The sequence below is a fragment of the Psychroserpens citreus genome (assembly GCF_055686305.1).
This window is the reverse complement of sequence record NZ_CM145999.1, coordinates 639,699-660,225: the sequence shown is the minus strand read 5'-3', so window position 1 is coordinate 660,225 and position 20,527 is coordinate 639,699. Positions and strand designations below refer to the sequence as shown.

General features: G+C 33.5%; 17 protein-coding genes. 8 read left to right on the top strand and 9 right to left on the bottom strand.

Annotated features, from left to right (window positions below; translation table 11 throughout):
- Nucleotide 1 precedes the first annotated feature (1 nt).
- From ACTU6T_RS03095 to ACTU6T_RS03085, 3 genes are all read left to right on the top strand, one after another.
- Nucleotides 2-1,624 carry a 2-oxo acid dehydrogenase subunit E2 gene (locus ACTU6T_RS03095; RefSeq protein ID WP_460219803.1) on the top strand — a complete coding sequence of 541 codons (1,623 nt, stop codon included), beginning with the start codon at nucleotides 2-4 and terminating at the stop codon, nucleotides 1,622-1,624.
- A 110-nt stretch (nucleotides 1,625-1,734) separates the two neighbouring features.
- Nucleotides 1,735-2,712: a M20/M25/M40 family metallo-hydrolase gene (locus ACTU6T_RS03090; RefSeq protein WP_460219802.1), complete on the top strand. Its 978-nt coding sequence runs from the start codon at nucleotides 1,735-1,737 to the stop codon at nucleotides 2,710-2,712.
- A complete protein-coding gene (locus tag ACTU6T_RS03085) occupies nucleotides 2,699-3,388 on the top strand; it encodes an SDR family NAD(P)-dependent oxidoreductase (protein ID WP_460219801.1) in 690 nt (229 codons plus the stop codon). Before ACTU6T_RS03090 ends, ACTU6T_RS03085 begins: the two co-directional genes overlap by 14 nt.
- 23 nt (nucleotides 3,389-3,411) lie before the next feature.
- Here ACTU6T_RS03085 and ACTU6T_RS03080 read toward each other — a convergent pair whose 3' ends face one another.
- From ACTU6T_RS03080 to ACTU6T_RS03070, 3 genes are all read right to left on the bottom strand, one after another.
- Nucleotides 3,412-6,360: an ELWxxDGT repeat protein gene (locus tag ACTU6T_RS03080; RefSeq protein ID WP_460219800.1), complete on the bottom strand. Its 2,949-nt coding sequence runs from the start codon at nucleotides 6,358-6,360 to the stop codon at nucleotides 3,412-3,414.
- A gap of 150 nt (nucleotides 6,361-6,510) precedes the next feature.
- Entirely contained in the window at nucleotides 6,511-7,497 is a 987-nt protein-coding gene (locus ACTU6T_RS03075; protein ID WP_460219799.1) for a peptidase associated/transthyretin-like domain-containing protein, read from the bottom strand.
- Nucleotides 7,498-7,600: 103 nt separating this feature from the next.
- Nucleotides 7,601-7,948, bottom strand: coding sequence for a DUF6249 domain-containing protein (locus tag ACTU6T_RS03070; RefSeq protein WP_460219798.1), 348 nt, complete (start codon nucleotides 7,946-7,948; stop codon nucleotides 7,601-7,603).
- 140 nt (nucleotides 7,949-8,088) lie between these two features.
- Here ACTU6T_RS03070 and ACTU6T_RS03065 point away from each other — a divergent pair, with 140 nt between their 5' ends.
- Both ACTU6T_RS03065 and ACTU6T_RS03060 read left to right on the top strand, forming a co-directional pair.
- On the top strand, nucleotides 8,089-8,679 hold the full coding sequence (locus ACTU6T_RS03065; protein WP_460219797.1) for an RNA polymerase sigma factor: 591 nt from the start codon (nucleotides 8,089-8,091) through the stop codon (nucleotides 8,677-8,679).
- The gene (locus tag ACTU6T_RS03060) at nucleotides 8,660-9,058 is read left to right on the top strand and encodes a hypothetical protein (RefSeq protein WP_460219796.1); all 399 of its coding nucleotides are present in this window, start codon (nucleotides 8,660-8,662) and stop codon (nucleotides 9,056-9,058) included. Before ACTU6T_RS03065 ends, ACTU6T_RS03060 begins: the two co-directional genes overlap by 20 nt.
- Here ACTU6T_RS03060 and ACTU6T_RS03055 read toward each other — a convergent pair.
- From ACTU6T_RS03055 to ACTU6T_RS03040, 4 genes are all read right to left on the bottom strand, one after another.
- Entirely contained in the window at nucleotides 9,055-10,374 is a 1,320-nt protein-coding gene (locus ACTU6T_RS03055) for a hypothetical protein (RefSeq protein WP_460219795.1), read from the bottom strand. The two genes, ACTU6T_RS03060 and ACTU6T_RS03055, sit on opposite strands and share 4 nt — an antisense overlap.
- A gap of 58 nt (nucleotides 10,375-10,432) precedes the next feature.
- Nucleotides 10,433-11,668, bottom strand: coding sequence for a DEAD/DEAH box helicase (locus ACTU6T_RS03050; RefSeq protein WP_460219794.1), 1,236 nt, complete (start codon nucleotides 11,666-11,668; stop codon nucleotides 10,433-10,435).
- An 83-nt stretch (nucleotides 11,669-11,751) separates the two neighbouring features.
- Nucleotides 11,752-12,384: an MOSC domain-containing protein gene (locus tag ACTU6T_RS03045; protein WP_460219793.1), complete on the bottom strand. Its 633-nt coding sequence runs from the start codon at nucleotides 12,382-12,384 to the stop codon at nucleotides 11,752-11,754.
- Between the two features lie 64 nt (nucleotides 12,385-12,448).
- Nucleotides 12,449-14,101 carry a serine hydrolase gene (locus tag ACTU6T_RS03040; protein WP_460219792.1) on the bottom strand — a complete coding sequence of 551 codons (1,653 nt, stop codon included), beginning with the start codon at nucleotides 14,099-14,101 and terminating at the stop codon, nucleotides 12,449-12,451.
- Between the two features lie 274 nt (nucleotides 14,102-14,375).
- Here ACTU6T_RS03040 and ACTU6T_RS03035 point away from each other — a divergent pair, with 274 nt between their 5' ends.
- Nucleotides 14,376-15,752 (top strand): vanadium-dependent haloperoxidase, encoded by a 1,377-nt coding sequence (locus tag ACTU6T_RS03035; RefSeq protein WP_460219791.1) that lies wholly within the window; start codon nucleotides 14,376-14,378, stop codon nucleotides 15,750-15,752.
- A gap of 148 nt (nucleotides 15,753-15,900) precedes the next feature.
- Here ACTU6T_RS03035 and ACTU6T_RS03030 read toward each other — a convergent pair whose 3' ends face one another.
- Entirely contained in the window at nucleotides 15,901-16,485 is a 585-nt protein-coding gene (locus ACTU6T_RS03030; protein WP_460219790.1) for a Crp/Fnr family transcriptional regulator, read from the bottom strand.
- Between the two features lie 239 nt (nucleotides 16,486-16,724).
- Between ACTU6T_RS03030 and ACTU6T_RS03025 the strand changes: the two genes are divergently transcribed.
- On the top strand, nucleotides 16,725-17,171 hold the full coding sequence (locus ACTU6T_RS03025) for a hypothetical protein (protein ID WP_460219789.1): 447 nt from the start codon (nucleotides 16,725-16,727) through the stop codon (nucleotides 17,169-17,171).
- A gap of 112 nt (nucleotides 17,172-17,283) precedes the next feature.
- Here ACTU6T_RS03025 and htpG read toward each other — a convergent pair whose 3' ends face one another.
- Nucleotides 17,284-19,197: a molecular chaperone HtpG gene (gene htpG, locus ACTU6T_RS03020; RefSeq protein WP_460219788.1), complete on the bottom strand. Its 1,914-nt coding sequence runs from the start codon at nucleotides 19,195-19,197 to the stop codon at nucleotides 17,284-17,286.
- 185 nt (nucleotides 19,198-19,382) lie between these two features.
- On the opposite strand from htpG, the gene ACTU6T_RS03015 reads away from it, so the two are divergent.
- Nucleotides 19,383-20,393 carry a 3-oxoacyl-ACP synthase III family protein gene (locus ACTU6T_RS03015; protein ID WP_460219787.1) on the top strand — a complete coding sequence of 337 codons (1,011 nt, stop codon included), beginning with the start codon at nucleotides 19,383-19,385 and terminating at the stop codon, nucleotides 20,391-20,393.
- The last annotated feature ends 134 nt before the right edge of the window (nucleotides 20,394-20,527 follow it).

Here is a 20,527-nt window from a genome sequence, read left to right as displayed (position 1 = left end):
TATGGCTGAAGTAATTAACATGCCGCGTTTAAGCGATACGATGGAAGAAGGTACGGTCGCGAGCTGGCTAAAAAAAGTTGGAGACAAAGTTGAAGAAGGCGATATTTTAGCTGAAATAGAAACCGATAAAGCGACAATGGAGTTTGAATCGTTCAATGAGGGTACATTACTTCACATAGGTATTCAAGAAGGAGAAACGGCAAAAGTAGATACTCTTTTAGCTATTATTGGTGATGCTGATGAAGATATATCTGGATTAATAAACGGAAGTAATTCTGGATCAGAAACTAAATCTGAAGAAGTTAATACAGAGTCTTCTGAAGATACAACAGAAGTTGTTGATAGTAGTGATGGTCAAGATTCGCAAGAGTTACCTGAAGGAGTCATTGTGGTTACAATGCCTCGTTTAAGTGATACCATGGAAGAAGGAACTGTGGCCACATGGTTAAAGCAAGTTGGTGATGAGGTAGAAGAAGGCGATATTTTAGCTGAAATCGAAACCGATAAAGCCACAATGGAGTTTGAATCTTTTCAATCAGGAACTTTATTGCACGTAGGATTACAAGAAGGTGAATCAGCAAAAGTAGATTCCTTATTAGCAATTATTGGTCCTACTGGAACAGATGTTTCAACTATTGCTAAAAACTTTAAAATAGAAGGTAGTCAGCCTACTGAATCTAAATCGGTTGAAACTCCAAAAGAAACACCAAAAGTTACGGAAGCGCCTAAACAAGAAGCGCCTAAGGTAATAAATACATCATCTAATACTAATGGTAGAATTTATGTGTCACCTTTAGCTAAGAAGATGGCCGAAGAAAAAGGTATTAATTTATCCCAAGTTAATGGAACAGGAGAAAACGGAAGAATTGTTAAACGCGATATAGAAAACTATACGCCAGTATCTCAATCAGCATCAGTTGGTAAGTTTGTACCAACAGGTCAAGAAGATTTTGATGAAGTAGCCAATTCTAATATGCGTAAAGCGATTGCTAAGAATTTAGCTAAATCTAAGTTTTCAGCGCCACATTATTATTTAAATGTGGAGTTTGATATGGAGAATGCTATGGCGTTTAGAGCACAATATAACTCACTTCCTGATACTAAAATTTCATATAATGATATGATTGTGAAGGCTTGTGCTTTGGCGTTAAAAGCGCATCCTCAAGTAAATTCACAATGGTTTGATGATAAAATGCGTTTAAATAACCATGTTCATATTGGTGTTGCAGTAGCTGTACCTGATGGATTAGTAGTGCCTGTAGTTCGTTTTGCTAATGAGCAAAGTTTAACTCAAATAGGTGCTGCTGTTAAGGAGTATGCGGGAAAGGCTAGAAATAAAAAGTTAAGTTTAGACGAAATGGAAGGCAGTACATTTACGATTTCTAATTTAGGAATGTTTGGTATTGAAAGTTTTACGTCAATTATCAATCAGCCTAATTCAGCAATTTTATCTGTTGGAGCAATTGTATCTAAACCTGTTGTTAAGGATGGACAAGTTGTTCCAGGGCATACAATGAAGTTAACGATGGCTTGTGATCATAGAACTGTAGATGGTGCTACTGGAGCTCAATTCTTACAAACCTTGAAAGGCTATATTGAAAATCCAGTAACAATGTTAGTATAAAGATTTAGATAAATCCTTCTGATGTTGATTCAGAATCTATAATATTTTTAAATCCTGATTTGATGTATTCAAGTCAGGATTTTTTATCTTTAAACGCAAATAAAAACACTATGAAACATATTTTATCCCTAACACTTTTACTGCTTATTGTAAGTTGTAAATCTGAACCCAAATTAGAAACCGTAACTATTACTAGCGATGAAGTTAAGGCAGCCGTGAACTATTTAGCTTCCGATGAGTTGCAAGGTAGACATACTGGGAGCAAAGGCATTGAAGATGCAGCATCATACATTGAATCTCAGTTTAAGTCGTTTGGTATAAAGCCTTACTACGAGTCCTATAGAGATCATTTCAAGGCTGATAGTTTAGATGCTTTTAATGTGATTGGTTTTATAGAGGGAACAGATGAAACACTAAAAGATGAAGTCATTATTTTGGGGGCACATTACGATCATATTGGACATGGTGAAGATGCCAGAAAGAAGAGTAGAAAAGGTAACATTACTGTATCAGATTCTATTGCCAATGGAGCTAATGATAATGCTGCAGGTACAGCAGGTGTAATTGCCATGGCTCGGTATTTTGCTGAAAGAAAAAATAATAAAAGAAGTATCATATTTGCTTTATTTTCGGCTGAGGAAATGGGACTGTTAGGTTCTAAACATTTGGCAAAACGTTTAAAATCTGAAAACCTAAACTTATATGCAATGGTGAATTTTGAGATGATTGGTGTGCCATTTAAAGACCGAGACTATGAAGCGCTTTTAACAGGTTATCAATTGTCGAATATGGCTGGAAAAATAAATGAATATGCAGGAAGGAACCTACTAGGAGAGTCAGACGTTGCTAAAAAGTATAATTTATTCAACAAATCTGATAATTTTCCATTTTATGAGGCATTTAATTTACCATGCCAAACGATATCATCCTGTGATTTGTCTAATTACAATTACTATCATCACGCAGAAGATGAGATTAATGAGTTAGATTATGAGTTTATGGCAAGTTTAATAAATAATACCGTTCCTGCTATTGAAGAAATGAGTAATACTGCTACTAAAGAGATTGTGATGTATGAAGCCAATTAAAAATATTATCATAACAGGAACGAGTCGTGGTATTGGTTTTGAATTGGTGCATTTATTTGCCAATCAAGGGCATAATGTGTTGGCTCTATCTAGAAATGCACAGCCCGTAAACAATTTACATTTTGAGAATATTTCTTCATTTGCATTCGATTTATGTAATCAGGACGATTATCAAAAGGTAGAACAGTTTGTTAAAAATGAGTGGAATCATGTTGATATTTTGATCAATAATGCAGGAATGCTCTTAAATAAGCCATTTTCAGAAACGACCTTTAAAGATTTCTCTAAAGTTTATGAAACTAATGTGTTTGGTGTATCTGAAATGACACGAATCGTTTTACCATTCATGAAGAATGACGGACATGTTGTAACTATAAGCTCGATGGGAGGAATACAAGGCAGTATGAAATTTCCTGGATTGGCGGCTTATAGTTCTAGTAAAGGCGCAGTAATTACTTTAACTGAATTATTGGCAGAAGAATATAAAGCCAGTGGCCCACAGTTTAATGTATTGGCGTTAGGCGCAGTACAAACGGAGATGTTAAAAGAAGCTTTTCCTGATTATCAAGCGCCTACGACTGCCTTAGAAATGGCCCAATATATTCAAGAGTTTTCTCTTAGCGGAAATAGATATTACAACGGAAAAGTGCTTCAAGTATCTAATTCGACGCCATGAAAATATAATTTTAAACAGTTCTATTATTGCTTTAAAATTTTACTATTATAGCTTTTCCCATTTAGTTCGAATTCAATGATGTAAAGCCCAGCAGTCAATTTTGAAATGTCTATTGTATTATTATTAATCCTATCAAATATATTGATTAGTTGTCCATTTATGTTGAAAATACTAGCGTTAGTAACGGATTGAGTCGTATTAAAGTGAATTGTATTTTTTGAAGGATTAGGAAATATTGATACTTCGGTAGTTACTTCTATAGACTCATTGCTTAATGTCTCTCCAGCAATTTTCCATAATTGTCTACCATGAGTTTCAGTAACAGCTGTAAAGAAAAGATCACCTTCAGAGGAAATAATATCTCTAGGGACTGATCCTGAAACACCAGGACTTATATCATCAGTTACATTTAGAGTTCCTGCTTCTGTACCATCGGTTTTCCATAACTCAGAACCTTGTGAAGCTTCGAATGCTTGAAAATATATGGTATTATTAATTTTTACAAATTCAGTAGCGTTAGAACCGCTAATACCAGCGTTAATATCTTTTATCAATACAGTCCCAGCTTCAGTACCATCTGTACGCCATAGTTCTGTGCCAGTAGAACCATCATTAGCTGAGAAATAAACAAATTCATCTGTAGTAAAAAACTCAGAGTTAAAGTCTAGTCCACTATTAACTCCAGCGAATATGTCTTTTAACAATGTAGTGCCACTTTCAGTACCATCTGATATCCATAATTCTCTTCCGTTTTCATTTGTAAAAGCAGAAAAAATTACACTATCTCCAAAAGCAATTAATCCATGTGGGATTGATGAATAGCCAATGCCAATATCCTTTACTAATTGAGTGCCTGCAATAGAACCATCTGTTTTCCAAAGTTCGATTTCACCATTTAAAACTTCTTGAGTTGAGAAAAAAGTATAATTATCTGTAACTGTAATATCGTTTATCGATTTATGAGTAGCTAAATTTGTTGTGCCTTCGATGTCACCATCGCTTACCCAAAGAAGAGAATCAAGGTTATTTGTATCAATTAGACTAATATAGATTAAACCATTTTTTTCAATCATATCTACTGCAAAAGTACTACCAAATGATTTTATTAATGTTCTATTGGTTCCATCAGTACTCCACAGTGATGGGGAATTTCCAGCTAGAAAATATAATAACCCTTGAGATTCTAAAAGATACCTTGGGTCTGAGCTTGATGATCCATTAAAAACATCCTGATTAATCACTGTTCCATTGATTGTGCCATCTGTTCTCCATAATTCCTCACCATAAGTTGGATTATAAGCACTAAAATAAATGTCGTTATCATACTCAAAATAACCACTTATCAATCCACCAGAAAATGAACCATTATTACCCGAATTTATATCCTGTAATAATGTGACGGTATTATCTGTATTATTATAAACTCTTGGTTCATCACCATTCGTATCATCCTTAGCGCCAAATACGATTTTGTCATTTATAACTGCAATATCATTTTTTCTTAAACCAGTAAAATTCCCATTATACTCCCTAAACCCTTCGTGATACGGATTTATATTATCAATTTGAATGCTTGTGTTACTTGTTGTATCATATTTCCAAAGCTCATTGCCTTGATCTACTGTTGGATAAGAGAAAAATAAATCGTCGTTATAGGAGGAAATTATTTCCAAATTGTCTAGTTCAGAAACTCTATTTGTTGATGCTTCAGTTAGGTTTGAAAACCAAGCTTCATTTTCATTGTTATTAGTTGGGATGCTTATATAGTAGGTGTTCGAATTTACTGTTTTTAAGGTGCCATAGTCTGCATAACTGTCGGCTGTTAATTCTTTTATCTCATTGACGCTGTAATCATTTAGATTAACACTTAGTAATGCGGTATTGTTTAATGAATTTGGTCCGCAAAAAAACAATGAATTCCCATTTGTTATTAAATCCGAAGTATGAAATATATCATTACGCTCTTCATCATATATAGTTTGAGCACTTTGAGTAATCAAATCTACCTCATAAATATGTAATTTATTTGGGCTAAATCTAGCAAATGAAATATAGATTTTATTATTAAGTTCAATAATTCTTGAAAAGTCTGAACCATAATAAATTGAAATATCGAATAGACCTACAACAGGAACAGTATTAGGAATGGTCCCATCAGTTTTCATTATTCCAACATTTTTTTGAGGGTCACCAAAATCAATAGAATTGCTGTGCACAGTGAAGTACAATTCATTGTTAAATTTAAAAAAGAGTGAGTTGTCGTTGAGATTTATAGAGAAAGCACTATTTAAGAAAGAAATAATTTGATAAGTTCCCTCATTAGTACCATCGCTTCTCCAAATTCTTAAACTTTCAACACCAAAAGTGGCAAAAATAAAAGTGTTATTTATTTTACTATAATGATGAGGTAGATTACTAAACTCTAAATCTCCTTTTACTAATATAGTACCAGAGCTAGTTCCGTCACTTTTCCATAATTCTTTAGTTTGCCCACTCCTTCGGATAAAGAAAAATAGTTCGCCGTTCACAAGAGTTAGTTGTTCAACATCATGATTTAAGAAATCTGTTATTCTAACTGTACCATCAGTCGTGCCATCAGTTTTCCATAATTCTCCATCAGAATTTCCGTCTGTTGCAATAAAATAAAGTTCATTATTTAAGATGGCTGTTTGTGTTTGGAATTTTCTAGATTGCGAGTTGGCTACAAAAGGATAACTAGTACCATTTTTACTACCTGGATTAATGTCTTTTAATAGAGTAGCACTACCTATTTCACCATTGGTTACCCAAATTTCTTCGCCATAAATATCATTCTCTGCTAGAAAGAATAATTGATTATTGAATTCAAAAAAGTCTGTTGGGTCAGCATCTTTATCTGCTGTTAAATCTGCAAAAGTAGTAAGTTGCTCCTGAGCCTGGCTTGATAATATAGAAAGTAAAATTAAAAAAATAGAAATTGAGACCTTTTTCATGCAAGTAGTTTAGATTGATAAGTTATTCAAATATAGAAAATAGTTTAAGAATTTCACTGCCGAGATTGAATTTAACTTAGACTAATAATTATTCAGTTTTATAAATGCCAAAACCCAATTCGTTACTTAATAATTACCCATAACCAAAGATTATTCATCCTTGTAGATATTATAGTTAATCCCGACGCCGTAATTGTTAAGGTTGGTTTTTAGCAAACTTGATTCAATACCATTACCTTTTTTAAATTGCACCCAATTATTGCCACTTATAAACACCCGTTTAATAAATGTATTATGTTCACTTATTTCATCTGTAAAAGGTAGGAGCGGTCTAAAATTAGTTGGAATTTTTACAATACCGTTTCTGCCTTTAATTTCTTTGTATTTTTTATTCGGGAGAAGTTTTCCATTTTGATCTGTGTAGCCCAATACTTGAATGGAGACAAAAAAGCCATCATTTGGTATAAATAAATCATGTTCTGAAACATCTAATTCAAACTCATCGCCGTTTTTTTCAGTAGCTCTAAAAACAATGTTTGTATAAGTCATGACATCGCTAGGGATTCCATTGTCATTTTTATAAAATTTCACCTTAAATAAGGTTGAGAATTTGCGTTTGTCTGCATTAGATCGTTTACGCTTTTTCCAATCTCTAGATTCTAAAGTAATAGGAAATAAAACCGATGTGATTTTTTTTAACTGTTCATTTTTATTTGGGAAAAATACGGCAATCTCACTCTCTATTGTTGGTAACCAACATTTGTAATAATCGTCATCAAGATAGGGTTTGATTGTTTCTTTTTTAAATTTTCGATTAACTATGGCAGTAACCACAACTTCATCTAATGTATTAGTTTCTATATCTAATTCTATAGTCTTTGGTAGGTTTATTGTCGAAATCGCTAAGTCTTTATAGCCGAGTGCAGATATGTATAAGGAATCAATATCTGGATACAATTTTTTTGTAAAAAGAAACATGCCATCATCATCTGCAAATAATCCTTGTCCGTCACCAAAAGATACGGTAGCGTATGATACAGGATATTTAGTTTCTTGATCTAATATTGTGGTTTGTGCAGATGCATTCAGTGTAAAAAGAAAGCTGAACGTAACAATGATTTTGATGAGATATTTCATTTTAGGGCAATAATTATAGGTCTAAATATACATATTAACTATTGGTAAATAAAAAAACCACTGTTGATTAACAGTGGTTTAAGATTGATTGGTTAGGTTTGGTTTATTCTTTATCTAAGTTTTTGGTCATATTAAAGCCTATAAACAATCCAACACCAGCCATAAAGAAAATCACTGCAGGGTAAATAGCATCTTCATCTAATGTAGAATAATTATCTATTACCGATGCAATAAAAGTGCCTAATCCTATACCCATTAATAAGAGTGCAAGATTTAAGATAAGTACTTTCCAAATGGGAGCTGTATGAGATCTTCCTCTCGTAAAAATTGTTGCATCTGCACCTTTTTCGATGAGTGCTAATCGTTCTTTGTTTCTTGTTGAAAGATATAAGTATATCACTCCAAACATTGCAAGAAACATACTAATTGGTATTAAAATTTCTCCGTCCATAATCGTGTTTTTTAATTGATTAATTTTATGTGTTACTGAGCTTATGACGATAGCAACTTAATTTTGGTTACACTTTATTAAAAAAAAAGTTTTTTGAAAATCATGTAACCATATAAAGAATAAGATCGTCTTACCCTAAAATGACCACCAACACCGATCAAATACTCATCAATCAAATCATCGATGGCGATACAAGTGCCTTTTCGGTATTGGTTGATACGTATAAAGATTTGGTGTTTACATTGGCATTAAGAATGTTGAAAAATAGAGAAGAAGCTGAAGAAGTTGCACAAGATACCTTTATAAAAACCTATAAGTCGCTTCATAAATTTAAAGGAGATTCGAAATTTTCAACATGGATTTATAGAGTAGCATATAATACGTGTTTGGATCGTATAAAAAAGAATAGAAAGTATTTAAACGATGTGGAAATCAATGAGTTTACGACGCATCAAGTCAAAACCATTGACAACGCTTTAGATAAATTAGAATTAGAAGAGCGCAATGAAGCCATACAGCGATGTATTAATCATTTGCCAAGTGAAGATAGTTTTTTATTGACTTTATATTATTTTGATGACTTATCTTTAGACGAAATTTCTAAAATTGTCGGTATCACAGCAAATTCAATAAAAGTGAAGTTGTTTAGATGTCGAAAAAAGTTGGCCACTATTTTAAAGTCGCAGTTAGAACCAGAAATAATAGAACATTATGAACGAGAACGCAGATAAACATTTAGATAACCTATCCCGTAAGGTGATAGGAAAATCATCGATTGATAGTCCATCGTTTGATTTTACACATACTGTAATGTCTCAGATCTATGCTTTAAATACATCGGTTACTACCTATAAGCCGTTAATTTCTAAGCGTGTTTGGTTTGTAATTATGGTAGCAGTTGTATCTGTTTTTTCTTATGTGATTTTTGGAAATTCAAGTACAGACATTAAATGGTTGAGAGATTTAAATATGCAAGGGGTTTCTTTAGATGTTTTTCCAGACTTTAAACCTTCACAAACTTTAGTGTATGCTGTATTACTTTTTGCTATTATGCTTTGTATCCAGATACCATTATTAAAGCGCTATTTTGATAAGCGTATAGAATCTTAATCTTTAAAATACCAAAATGGAATTCGTCGAATAGATTGCTTCACGGTATCTCCATTTTTTAGACGTTTTCTCATAACTTTTAATAGATGTTTGCCTTCTTGCAAATTACTAATATTAACATAAGTTTCGAAGCCTAAATTTTTTTGTTTGCTTTCTGTTAAGATGAATTCAGAGTCAAAATCAAGCGAATCGATCCTCACCGAATAGATGTCATTTACTGTATTAATGTAATCCTTTTTAAGTTGTCTTGTATTTTTCCAATCGGTATCATTAACTATAATGATATCACTTCTTAAGCCTCTTCGGTCTTTTTTTGGTTTAAGATCTGGGTTAATGCTAAACACATTATTTTCAAGATTATCTGTAAAACGTAAAAAAACATTCACATAAGATTCTTTTATAACTTTAGAAGATATAGCCACGTCGTCCATTAAATTGTTATTCTCGTTAATTAAATTGAGATAATTACCACTGTAGGCTGCATTTTCTGATGAATAATCTATTCTTTCAAAATAGTTGGAAAATTTATAATGGAATGATGTAAGTACTAATATGAGAAAATAAACAGGAAGCAAAATAAAGCTTAAGCGCTTCCCAAATTTATTGTCTAAAAAATTATACACTAGCGGTCTATATAAAAAGGAAAGCGTGATAAAACTAAAAACCCAATATACTGGAAAATAAATTCTTGAGGTCCATTTTTTCTTTTTCAACCAACCTTGAGTGATAAAATCTATAAACGTAAATATCATTCCAAAAACAATAAAAAGAATAAGAATAACTCCAATAATGGTTCTTAAAGTTTCAGGTAAACTATCATTACTAATAATTTGAGTAGCTATTAATGCTATGGTAACAATAGTAAAAGTAAGTGCTAAAACATAAAAGATTAATAAAAAGGACACTGCAAAAATAATGCTGCAATAATTTTCAAGTGTAGCAACATACTTGTCAAAAGAACCCACTTTTCTCTTTAAATATTTAGTAAATTTTTCACTGTAATTTAAAGTGTCGTAATCAATATCTCCAGACACATAACGAAGTCCTAATGCACCAATCCAAAGCCCTCGCAAAACTACATGTAATAATAAATTGAATATTAAAATAGAACAAGAAATAAGAGCAATAAATAATACAATTGCAGCAACCAATTGCTGCTTGTCTTTTGCAATCTGAGCTGCTTCTGTAATAGGGCCAAATGCCGTAAATAAACCAAAAATTGCAAAACCTGATATGATTAACTCTAATTGCCAACTTTCTTCTTGGAGACGCTGTAGTAGCTTTTTAAATGCTGGATTGTTATGATCTGAACTCATTTGGTTGGGTTTTGAGATTAAATATAATCAGATTTAAGGAAAATTGAAATACTAAAAATTAATACCAGCGTTTCTTTTTCTTTTTTGAAGCAGTACTTTTTCGCCCCTTTTTATGTTTACTTCCTTTCTTTTTATGAACAATGGGTTTCGCTTTTGGGTCTAAAGGATACGGATGATTCTCTTCAATAGGAATTTGGACATTAATCAATTGCTGTATCGTTTTGATGTATGATTTTTCATCTGCTGAACAAAATGAATATGAATGGCCAAATTCACCTGCACGACCTGTTCTTCCAATGCGATGTACATAGGTTTCTGGGATGTTTGGCAAATCAAAATTTACAACAGCATCCAATCCATTTATGTCGATACCTCTTGCTGCAACATCAGTTGCAATGAGTATGTTTACCTTACCTCGCTTAAAATCGGCTAATGCATTCTGGCGTTCATTTTGCGAACGATCACCATGTAATCGCTCTGCTGTATAACCATTTTTAATTAAAGTTTGGTGGAGTTTATCGACACCAAATTTGGTGCGTCTAAAAATGAGAATATTGCCTTTTATGGTATTTCGAAGCACATGTAAACACAGTTCTATTTTATTGCGTTTTGGAACATAGTAGAGTACCTGACTCACATTTTTTGCTGCAGAAGAGGTAGGTGTTACCTCAATACGTTCTGGAGACTTCAAAATAGAATTCGCAAGTTGCTCCACTTTGTAAGGCAAGGTTGCAGAAAATAAAAGTGTTTGCTTTGTTTCTGGACATAAACGTTCAATTTTTTTAACATCATCGATGAATCCCATATCTAGCATTAAATCGGCTTCATCAAGAACAAAGGTTTCCACATAATCTAAGTTGATCAAATCTTGTTTATGAAGATCAAGCAAACGACCAGGTGTAGCAACTAATATGTCAACGCCTTTAGCCAAAATGTCTTTCTGAGGTTCTATTGAGGTGCCTCCATACACCACTGCCGATCTCAAATTAGTATAAGTGCTATAGGTCGTGAAATTTTTTGTAATCTGGATGGCTAACTCACGTGTTGGACTTACAACTAATGCTTTTATTTTTTTGCCTTTTTTAGGAGCATCTTGCTTATCAAATAATAACTGTAAAATAGGTAAAGCAAAAGCTGCGGTTTTACCGGTTCCTGTTTGTGCTGAGGTAATCACATCTTTGCGATCCAATACAACTGGAATGGTTTGTTCCTGAACTAAAGTTGGATTGTCATAACCCGCTTCGGCTATGGCTCTTAAAATGGGTTTGTTAAGCTTTAAGTCTTTAAATGACATGCATCAGAATTTGAAGCAAAGGTATGCTATTTTACTTATACATTATTTCAGGAACGTGAATTCAATAGATAGACTTCGGTGTTTTAAAGTAACTTTTTTAAGCGATCTCGTTTTCGTTGAGGTAAAGCATCATTTTCTAAAACTAAATTGATATGTGCTTTGTTTTTATTTGGAGCGAATAAGAGTTCAAAAAACTGAAAGGTAGTAATACTATGTTCTGCTTTTTTTATAAGCTCAAACGTATCTCCATTTTTAACGGTTCCTTCTTCTAGAACACGAACATAAGTACCAGGGAAACCATGATCAATAAATTGTTTTAAAACATCTTGAGTGCCAAATTTTATGCCAAATTTATAGCAAGGTTCTCTAGGCTGCGTGATTTGCACTAGTGCATTTCCAACCTTATAAATGTCGCCAATGTTGAGTTGTCTTTCATCCAAACCTTCTACAGTTAAGTTTTCACCTAGCATGCCATAGGTCCATTCTAAATTAGGATACAGGTTTTTCCAATAGGGATAGTGGTCTGCAGAAAATAAATAACAGGCTTTAAATTCGCCACCATGCACTTTTCTATCTGAAACTTCATCACCTTTTACGGTTTCTTTTTCTAAATAAATAGCTGAATCTACAGGTTTTTTATTGATGCCAGTTTTTATGGCTTTACCATTCCAGATAAAGGTTGTAGGTTTTGCTATATTGGTTGAGATGATTTTCATGAAATAAAAGTACAAAAAAAGCCATTTCAATTGAAGTGGCTTTTTTTGTTATAAATCAAATCGTCTATTCTATTTTCTTTCCCAGCATCTCTTGTCCGCCTTGAAATAAGGTTAAACTTTCGATGGTACCATCTGCATTTCGGTTAAAGTGAATATCTGCAGGCGTTACTTTTAAAAAGAATTTGTCTTTAGCTTCAGCAAATAATTCGACTTCACCTTGACCAGTAGCAAGCCCATATACTTTATTATCTCTTACACTAATTGTGATTTCAAATCCTGGCTGAATTTCATATTTACCAATATATCCTGTAAGTGTTTCGGCATCTAATGTAATTTCTTGACGTTCAGATGGTGGCGCTTTGTCAATGCCTTTTCCTACAATAGATTGTCCGCCCAATTTCATTTTTACCATACGATTTCCGTCTTCAGTATAAAAATCATAAGTTGTGTCACCACCATCAAAAATGAAATTGGTTGCAGTCATTGGGTAGATTTCTAAGTTGGTACTGCCTTCACGTTGGCTAAATAATTGATTGTCTTTTAGCGTGATATGACGAATCACACCATCAAATTCATAAGCACCAACCCATTTGCTGAGCTGCGTTGCACTTAATGTAATCGCATCTTCTTTCTTCGGAAATGGTTTCCCAATAGCCATAGCTGCTACATTGGTAACGAGCGCACCAACATTTTTACAATCACAATTGGTTAAGCCTATGACGTACACATTGTCTTCAGGAAGAAAAATACCATTGGTTGTATAGCCAAAAATACCTCCAGAATGTTCTATCGTTCGCGATCCATTAACATCACCTTTAATCCAGCCATAACCATAATTAATGTCTTCGCCATTGTTTAGCTTTGAGCCATTAACAGCTTTGTCAAATGAACTCTTCTTAATAAGTTGATTGGCACTAATGGCGTTTTGCCATTTTAATAAATCTCCAGTAGTCGACATAATAGAACCCGCTGCATAAGGCAAGGTTAAGCTTAAATAATCAGCATTTCGATAGCCTGTTTCCGTTTCAGAATAACCACTAGCACGATTAGGAATTAAGTCCACCATACTGCCATAATACGAGTTGGTCATCCCTACTTTATCAAAAATTTGAGTTTGAATGAAGTCTGCATAACTTTTACCAGTAACCACTTCTATGATTTGACCTAACAAGATATAGCCTGAGTTGTTGTATTTGTATTGTGTACCAGGATCAAATTCCATAGGTTCATTTTTAAACTTATCAATCAGCTCTAATGGCGTCATGTCTTGTCGTGCTAATGTCCTAAAACTAGCCATACCTGTATAACTTTGGATGCCAGAAGTGTGATTAAGTAAGTGGTGTACGGTTATGGTTTTGCCTTGTGTTGGATAATCTGAAATGAATTTTGTAATCTCATCGTCAAGACTTAGTTTGCCTTGTTCTTCGAGCATTAAAATGGCAACGGCTGTAAATTGTTTTGTGATGGAGCCAATTTCATAAACGTGTTTTGGTGCGGCTTTAACATTGAGTTCTAAGTTAGCGATACCAAAGGCCTTATTGTAAATAACCTTACCATCTTTAGCAACTAATAGCGAAACACTTGGTGTTTCTGAAGTGTATTGCCCACTAATATAGCTGTCAATTTGTTGTTCTAAGGTTTGCGCAAAACTGCTTATAGATAGGAGTAAACAAATGCAAAGTGTTAGGGCTTTTGAAGTGTAATGCTTGCGTTTCATGTCGAAATGATTTTTGATTGGTTAAAGTTACATTTTTATTATCTGACGATAGTAAAGTCGTTTGGTTACAGAAAAGTGAGCATTACAGAACAATAATTAGTTTTTAACTTTCGTAGGTTTTTTTCAACCTTGAAATAAACATCATCTATTAAAATATTGGTTTCAACGATTTTTATGAATCAAATAATAATCTTAAGCTTGAGTTTTTATAATTTAATAGCAGTTCTAATTGAATTAATAGTATTTACTATGAACAAATCTAAGAATTAATATTATGAAAAAGGTTAGCTTAAAAGGGATACTCATTTTAATATTAACATATGCAATTTTCGAGTCATGTAGTAATGACGACGATAGTATAACTATTGATTCTGTAGGAATCACAAACGAAACGACCCAACTCATTATAGATTGGAACGATGTTTGGCTGGAAGTTGATCGCTATGCCTATGGTATGCGACCAACAGCTACAGCAAGATCATTGGCTTATATTCATTTGGCAGCTTATGAAACCTGTGTTTATGATATGGTGGGTTACACGTCTAATAAGAATAGACTTGCTGGTTTTGATATTGATGATAATGAGCGTGCAGCCGAAATTGATATTGATGTTGCTTTAAATACCTGTTATGCCACTGTTATAGATCACTTTATGTATAATATTTCTGGAGGTTTGGAAACATCAATTGCACAATTAGAGCAAGAAAAAGACAACGAATTGTCTGAAGGTTTGTCTGATCAATTGGCACAAAGTTCACGAGATTGGGGAAGCTATGTTGCCCAGCGTGTTATTGCTTACAGTCTTACTGATACCGAAGCACAACAGCAACAATTAGAACCACAACCTTTGTCGTATGAACCACCAGTTGGAGATGGTTTTTGGACCTACAGTGCAGATCAGGAACGTGCTTTATTTCCGTATTGGGAATCTGTGCGAACCTTTGTCATTTCTTCAGCGGAAACCTCTACTAATCCACCATCAATTTCTTATGATGAGACAACTGATAGTCCGTATTATAATGAAATGCATGAAGTCTATGAGGTGAATAATACAGCGAAAGCAGAAGACAATGAAGATTTATGGATTGCAGAGTTTTGGTCTAATGATGTTGAAGGCTTAATGATGAGTCCACCTGGCCGACAATTTTCAATTGCAGGACAATTGGTTGAACAGTTTGATTTAGAATCTGATGCAACATTAGAACTCTTTTTAAAATTAGGGTTTTCGCTCAATGATGCTGCTGTGTCGTGTTGGGCAGATAAATATGATTATATGGTGATGCGTCCAAATGTATATATCAACGAATTTATAGATGAAGACTTTCAAACAAATTTATACCGATTCATATTTTGGCCAAATCCGTCATTTCCTGGATACCCGTCAGGACATTCTACCTTTGCGTCTGCTGCGGCTGGAATTTTTATTAATGAATTTGGGAATGATGTCAATTTTACAGATACAACGCACGAAGGAGAAACCGAGTTTAGAGGCACGTCAAGATCATACAGCTCACTTAGTGATATGGCCCAAGAAAATGCGTTTTCTAGAATCCCATTAGGGGTCCATATGCGAATGGATTGTACAGAAGGGTATCGCTTAGGTTATGAGATATCTGATGCGGTTAATGCTTTTGACCTCTCATCAAATTAATTTATTAAAAAAGCGCAAGTTGGGTAAACTTGCGCTCGTCAGCTATTAATCATTAGGGATTTACTATAGTTAGTATGTTATGTCAATTTCCTAATGATGCAAATGTAAATGGATTAATTTTTAAAAAAATTGATGTATGTTAAGAAATTTAGAAATCAGACAATTCTTTTCTAATTCGGCTTAAAGTTTGAGTAGTCATTCCTAAATAGGACGCAATATGATAGTTCTTAACATTGCGCTCAATGTTTGGATATTTCTTAATGAAATTGGTATAGCGTTGAGCAGCTGATAGAGAAAGGTTGGCAAGAATTCGTTTCTGAAATGCGGCAAAAGCACGCTCTAATTTTTTTCTGAAAAAAGATTCTATTTTCGGAATTTGTTTATACAAAAACTCCTTATCTTCTTTAGATAGCTTATATAATACGGCATCTTTGAGTACTTCAATATTCATGATAGACTTATCAGAAGAAAAGAAAGCTGTATAATCACTCATCCACCAATCATTTATAGCAAATTGAACAGTATGTTCTTTACCATGAATATCAATATGATAAGATCTTAAGCAACCAGAAAGCACATAGTATTGTGTTGTCACAATATCATCAGCTTTGAGAAGCATCGAGCCTTTTTTGTATGTCACTTTGTGAAATACAGATTCTATGATCTTTATTTCTGTATCCGAAAATGTAAGATCCTTGAAAATCTCCTTTATTTTGGAGTTATCACTGCGCATTAGAATGTAATTGGTGAAATTAAGATACGCAAAATGATTGTAGAAATAGAGAAGTTTCGATGTGTCTTTAAAAAACTAGTTAATCGGTTCGTATTAACAAGAAAAATCGGTTGAAATACTATAGAAGGTTAATTGTTGTTTTACAGTAAACCACGTATATATATTCTTTTGCGCGTGTATTTACTTGATTGAAAAAGAGGTGATTACGCTCTAAAAAAACTCGTTTTGATTTTGGAAATTTGAACTGTATTTGTGAGTATGATTTTTCAAATACTGGCGAAAACCGAAAAGCCAATATAAACAGAGTAGGTGATTTAAATGATTTTATTATGGGATTTTATATGAAACAACCTGTAGATGCAGGTAAAACAACAGCAACGTATTTGTGGACTGGTTTGAGAACTCCAGGCATATTTATTATAGAAGTAGCTGGAGAGGCTCAAAACTACTCATATGGATTTACTTTAAAGCGCGACGAGCATTTTGTTGGCGGTTTAAAAATAGATGCAATGGGATGGACAGGCCCAGTGGGAAAAGGGACAACACCTTATAAGGTGAAAGGGTCATTTCCAGGTCAATTTACTCCAAAGATTGTAATTTCTGGAGCTAATGGTGATTTTATAGTTGATGTCAAAGAAGTACCATCAGATCAAGTTGATGATTATGTAAAATCTAAAGTTGGTTAATAGCTTTAGAGATTTGCACAAAAAAGCCAAAACATGTGTTTTGGCTTTTTTTTTGAAACAAACCACATTAAACTAATAAAGTGGTTTTTTAATATATAAAATAGTGTATCAACTATTTAATCATATCATAGCTACGCTTGATAAAATTGGTGAGTTCTTCACCTTTGAGTAAGCCTTGAGATAATCGAGCCAAGTCTAAACTTTGATTAATCAAACGTTCCTGCTTCTTTTTGGTTTTGGTGTTTAGAATATCGCCAATCAATTCAGAATTCGTATTTACCACAAGGTTATACATCTCTGGCATATTACCCATTCCAAACATGCCGCCTCCGCCACCAGTTTGTTGCATCTCTTTCATACGACGCATAAATTCTGGTTGTGTAATAATAAATGGGGAAGCATCACTATCCATAGCTTCTAGTTGAACCATAAATTTTTCTGAAGGAATAACTTCTTTTAATAAGGTGTCTAGAGCTGTTTTCTCTTCTTCGGACAATTTAGAAATCGTCGTATCGTCTTTTTTAATTAAGTTATCAATATGATCACCATCTACACGAGCAAAAGAAATGTTCTCTTTTGTAGTTTCTAGCTTTTGAATTAAGTGAGATACAATAGGAGAATCAAGCAACAGTACTTCATATCCTTTAGCTTTTGCTGTTTCGATATACGAATGTTGTGCATCTTTATCTGAAGCATATAAAATGACAAGCTTATCATCTTTGTCAGTTTGCTTGGCTTTTATTTTATTGTATAACTCTTCATACGTGAAGAAATCACCATCTACTGTTGGATATAAAGCAAAGGCATCTGCTTTTTCAAAGAATTTTTCTTCAGAAAGCATACCGTATTCAATAACAATTTTGATATCATCCCATTTCTTTTCAAAATCTTCACGATTAGCATTGAAAAGTGACTTCAATTTATCTGCTACTTTACGTGTGATGTATGATGAAATCTTCTTAACGGCACCATCAGCCTGTAAATAGGAACGCGATACGTTTAACGGAATATCTGGTGAATCAATCACACCTCTTAACATGGTTAAGAATTCTGGTACAATACCTTCCACATTATCAGTAACAAATACTTGATTTTGGTATAATTGGATTTTATCTTTTTGAATGTTTAAATCATTCGTCATCTTTGGGAAATACAAGATTCCCGTTAAGTTGAACGGATAATCAACATTTAAATGAATGTTAAATAGAGGCTCTTCAAACTGCATAGGATAGAGTTCTCTATAGAAATTTTTATAATCCTCATCTTCTAATTCTGTTGGTTGTTTAGTCCAAGCAGGATTAGGATTGTTTACAATATTGTCAACGGTAATTTGCTTATGTGGCTCTGTAGTTTCTTTGCCGTCTTTATCCGTTGTTGTTTTTGGTGTAAAATCTGGATCGTTAATCTCTTTTGTTCCAAATTTAATTGGAACTGGCATGAACTTGTTGTACTTGGCTAACAATTCTCCAATACGACCATCTTCAAGAAATTCAGTAGAATCTTCAGCAATGTGAAGAATGATTTCTGTACCTCTTTCAGTTTTATCAGAAGCTTCTAAAGTAAATTCAGGAGAGCCATCGCAAGTCCAATGTGCTGCTGGTTCATCTTTATGAGATTTTGTAATAATTTCTACTTTTTCGGCAACCATAAAAGCAGAGTAAAATCCTAGCCCAAAATGACCAATAATTCCTGAGTCTTTGGCTGCGTCTTTATATTTGTCTAAAAACTCTTCAGCTCCAGAAAACGCAACTTGATTGATGTATTTTTCAACCTCTTCAGCGGTCATCCCTAAACCTTGATCAATGATGTGAAGCTTTTTAGCATCTTTATCAATTTTAACTTCAATTTGCGGATTTCCATATTCGCTTTTCGATTCACCAATACTTGTTAGGTGTTTAAGTTTAAGTGTTGCATCAGTAGCATTACTGATAAGCTCACGTAAAAAGATTTCGTGATCGCTATACAAGAATTTTTTAATGAGCGGAAAAATATTTTCTACCGATACATTAATGTTTCCTTTTGTCATGATATATAAGTTTTATGTATAATAATATTGTTGCTTTTACCAAGGCAAAAAAAGTACCAAGACAGGTAAGGTGACAAACTGACATTTTTTATAATACTATGCATGCATAACGAATTTGGTTTCTGTTTAAAAAGATGTATTGTGTAAATGGTTAAATTGCACCACTTATCTAATACTAAAATACTATGTACAATTCCAAAATAATAGGTTTAGGGCATTATGTTCCTGATAACGTGGTGACAAATGATGATTTATCCAAAATGATGGATACTAATGATGAATGGATTCAAGAACGTACTGGAATTAAAGAACGTCGTTGGGTTGTTAAAGGTACTGGTGACACAACAGCTACAATGGGTGTAAAAGCTGCTAAAGTGGCTATTGAACGTGCTGGAATTGATAAAGATGATATTGATTTTATCATTTTTGCTACATTGAGTCCAGATATGTATTTTCCTGGTCCAGGTGTTCAAGTGCAACATGCTTTAGATATTAAAACTGTTGGAGCTTTAGATGTACGTAATCAATGTTCAGGGTTTGTGTATGCCTTATCTGTAGCAGATAATTTTATCAAAACAGGAATGTATAAAAATGTATTGGTAATTGGGAGTGAATTACATTCTCATGGCTTAGATAAAACAACTAGAGGTCGTGGTGTGTCTGTAATCTTTGGTGATGGAGCAGGAGCAGCTGTTCTTACTAGAGAAGAGGATCCGAACAAAGGAATTTTATCTACACACTTACATTCTCAAGGAGAACATGCCGAAGAACTGGTTCTAATTGCCCCAGGAATGGGCAAGCGTTGGGTAAATGATATCATAGCTGAAAATGATCCTGAAGATGAAAGTTACTTCCCATATATGAATGGACAATTTGTATTTAAAAATGCTGTGGTTCGGTTTAGTGAAGTGATCATGGAAGGCTTAATGAAAAATCAACTTCAAGTTGATGATATTGATATGTTAATACCACATCAAGCTAATTTGCGAATCGCCCAGTTTATTCAGCGTAAGTTTAAGTTAGAGGATGATCAGGTGTTTAATAATATTCAAAAATATGGAAATACAACAGCGGCATCTATTCCAATTGCTTTAACTGAAGCCTGGGAAGAAGGTAAAATTAATGAAGGTGATACTGTAGTATTGGCAGCATTTGGTAGTGGCTTTACTTGGGGTAGTGTGATTATGAAATGGTGATACCATTATTGTAGGTATAACATACAAAAAATCCCAGAACTGATGTTCTGGGATTTTTCTGCTATTAACCAATTTAACTAAAAACACTAAAACTATAAAAGAGTGATTTTTTAAACTGATTAGCTTTAAAACTT

Bases quoted from the DNA above. Each gene is read 5' to 3' on its own strand.
- ACTU6T_RS03095 (WP_460219803.1), top strand. From the start codon at position 2: ATGGCTGAAGTAATTAACATGCCGCGTTTAAGCGATACGATGGAAGAA.
- ACTU6T_RS03090 (WP_460219802.1), top strand. From the start codon at position 1,735: ATGAAACATATTTTATCCCTAACACTTTTACTGCTTATTGTAAGTTGT.
- ACTU6T_RS03085 (WP_460219801.1), top strand. From the start codon at position 2,699: ATGAAGCCAATTAAAAATATTATCATAACAGGAACGAGTCGTGGTATT.
- ACTU6T_RS03080 (WP_460219800.1), bottom strand. From the start codon at position 6,360: ATGAAAAAGGTCTCAATTTCTATTTTTTTAATTTTACTTTCTATATTA.
- ACTU6T_RS03075 (WP_460219799.1), bottom strand. From the start codon at position 7,497: ATGAAATATCTCATCAAAATCATTGTTACGTTCAGCTTTCTTTTTACA.
- ACTU6T_RS03070 (WP_460219798.1), bottom strand. From the start codon at position 7,948: ATGGACGGAGAAATTTTAATACCAATTAGTATGTTTCTTGCAATGTTT.
- ACTU6T_RS03065 (WP_460219797.1), top strand. From the start codon at position 8,089: ATGACCACCAACACCGATCAAATACTCATCAATCAAATCATCGATGGC.
- ACTU6T_RS03060 (WP_460219796.1), top strand. From the start codon at position 8,660: ATGAACGAGAACGCAGATAAACATTTAGATAACCTATCCCGTAAGGTG.
- ACTU6T_RS03055 (WP_460219795.1), bottom strand. From the start codon at position 10,374: ATGAGTTCAGATCATAACAATCCAGCATTTAAAAAGCTACTACAGCGT.
- ACTU6T_RS03050 (WP_460219794.1), bottom strand. From the start codon at position 11,668: ATGTCATTTAAAGACTTAAAGCTTAACAAACCCATTTTAAGAGCCATA.
- ACTU6T_RS03045 (WP_460219793.1), bottom strand. From the start codon at position 12,384: ATGAAAATCATCTCAACCAATATAGCAAAACCTACAACCTTTATCTGG.
- ACTU6T_RS03040 (WP_460219792.1), bottom strand. From the start codon at position 14,101: ATGAAACGCAAGCATTACACTTCAAAAGCCCTAACACTTTGCATTTGT.
- ACTU6T_RS03035 (WP_460219791.1), top strand. From the start codon at position 14,376: ATGAAAAAGGTTAGCTTAAAAGGGATACTCATTTTAATATTAACATAT.
- ACTU6T_RS03030 (WP_460219790.1), bottom strand. From the start codon at position 16,485: ATGCGCAGTGATAACTCCAAAATAAAGGAGATTTTCAAGGATCTTACA.
- htpG (WP_460219788.1), bottom strand. From the start codon at position 19,197: ATGACAAAAGGAAACATTAATGTATCGGTAGAAAATATTTTTCCGCTC.
- ACTU6T_RS03015 (WP_460219787.1), top strand. From the start codon at position 19,383: ATGTACAATTCCAAAATAATAGGTTTAGGGCATTATGTTCCTGATAAC.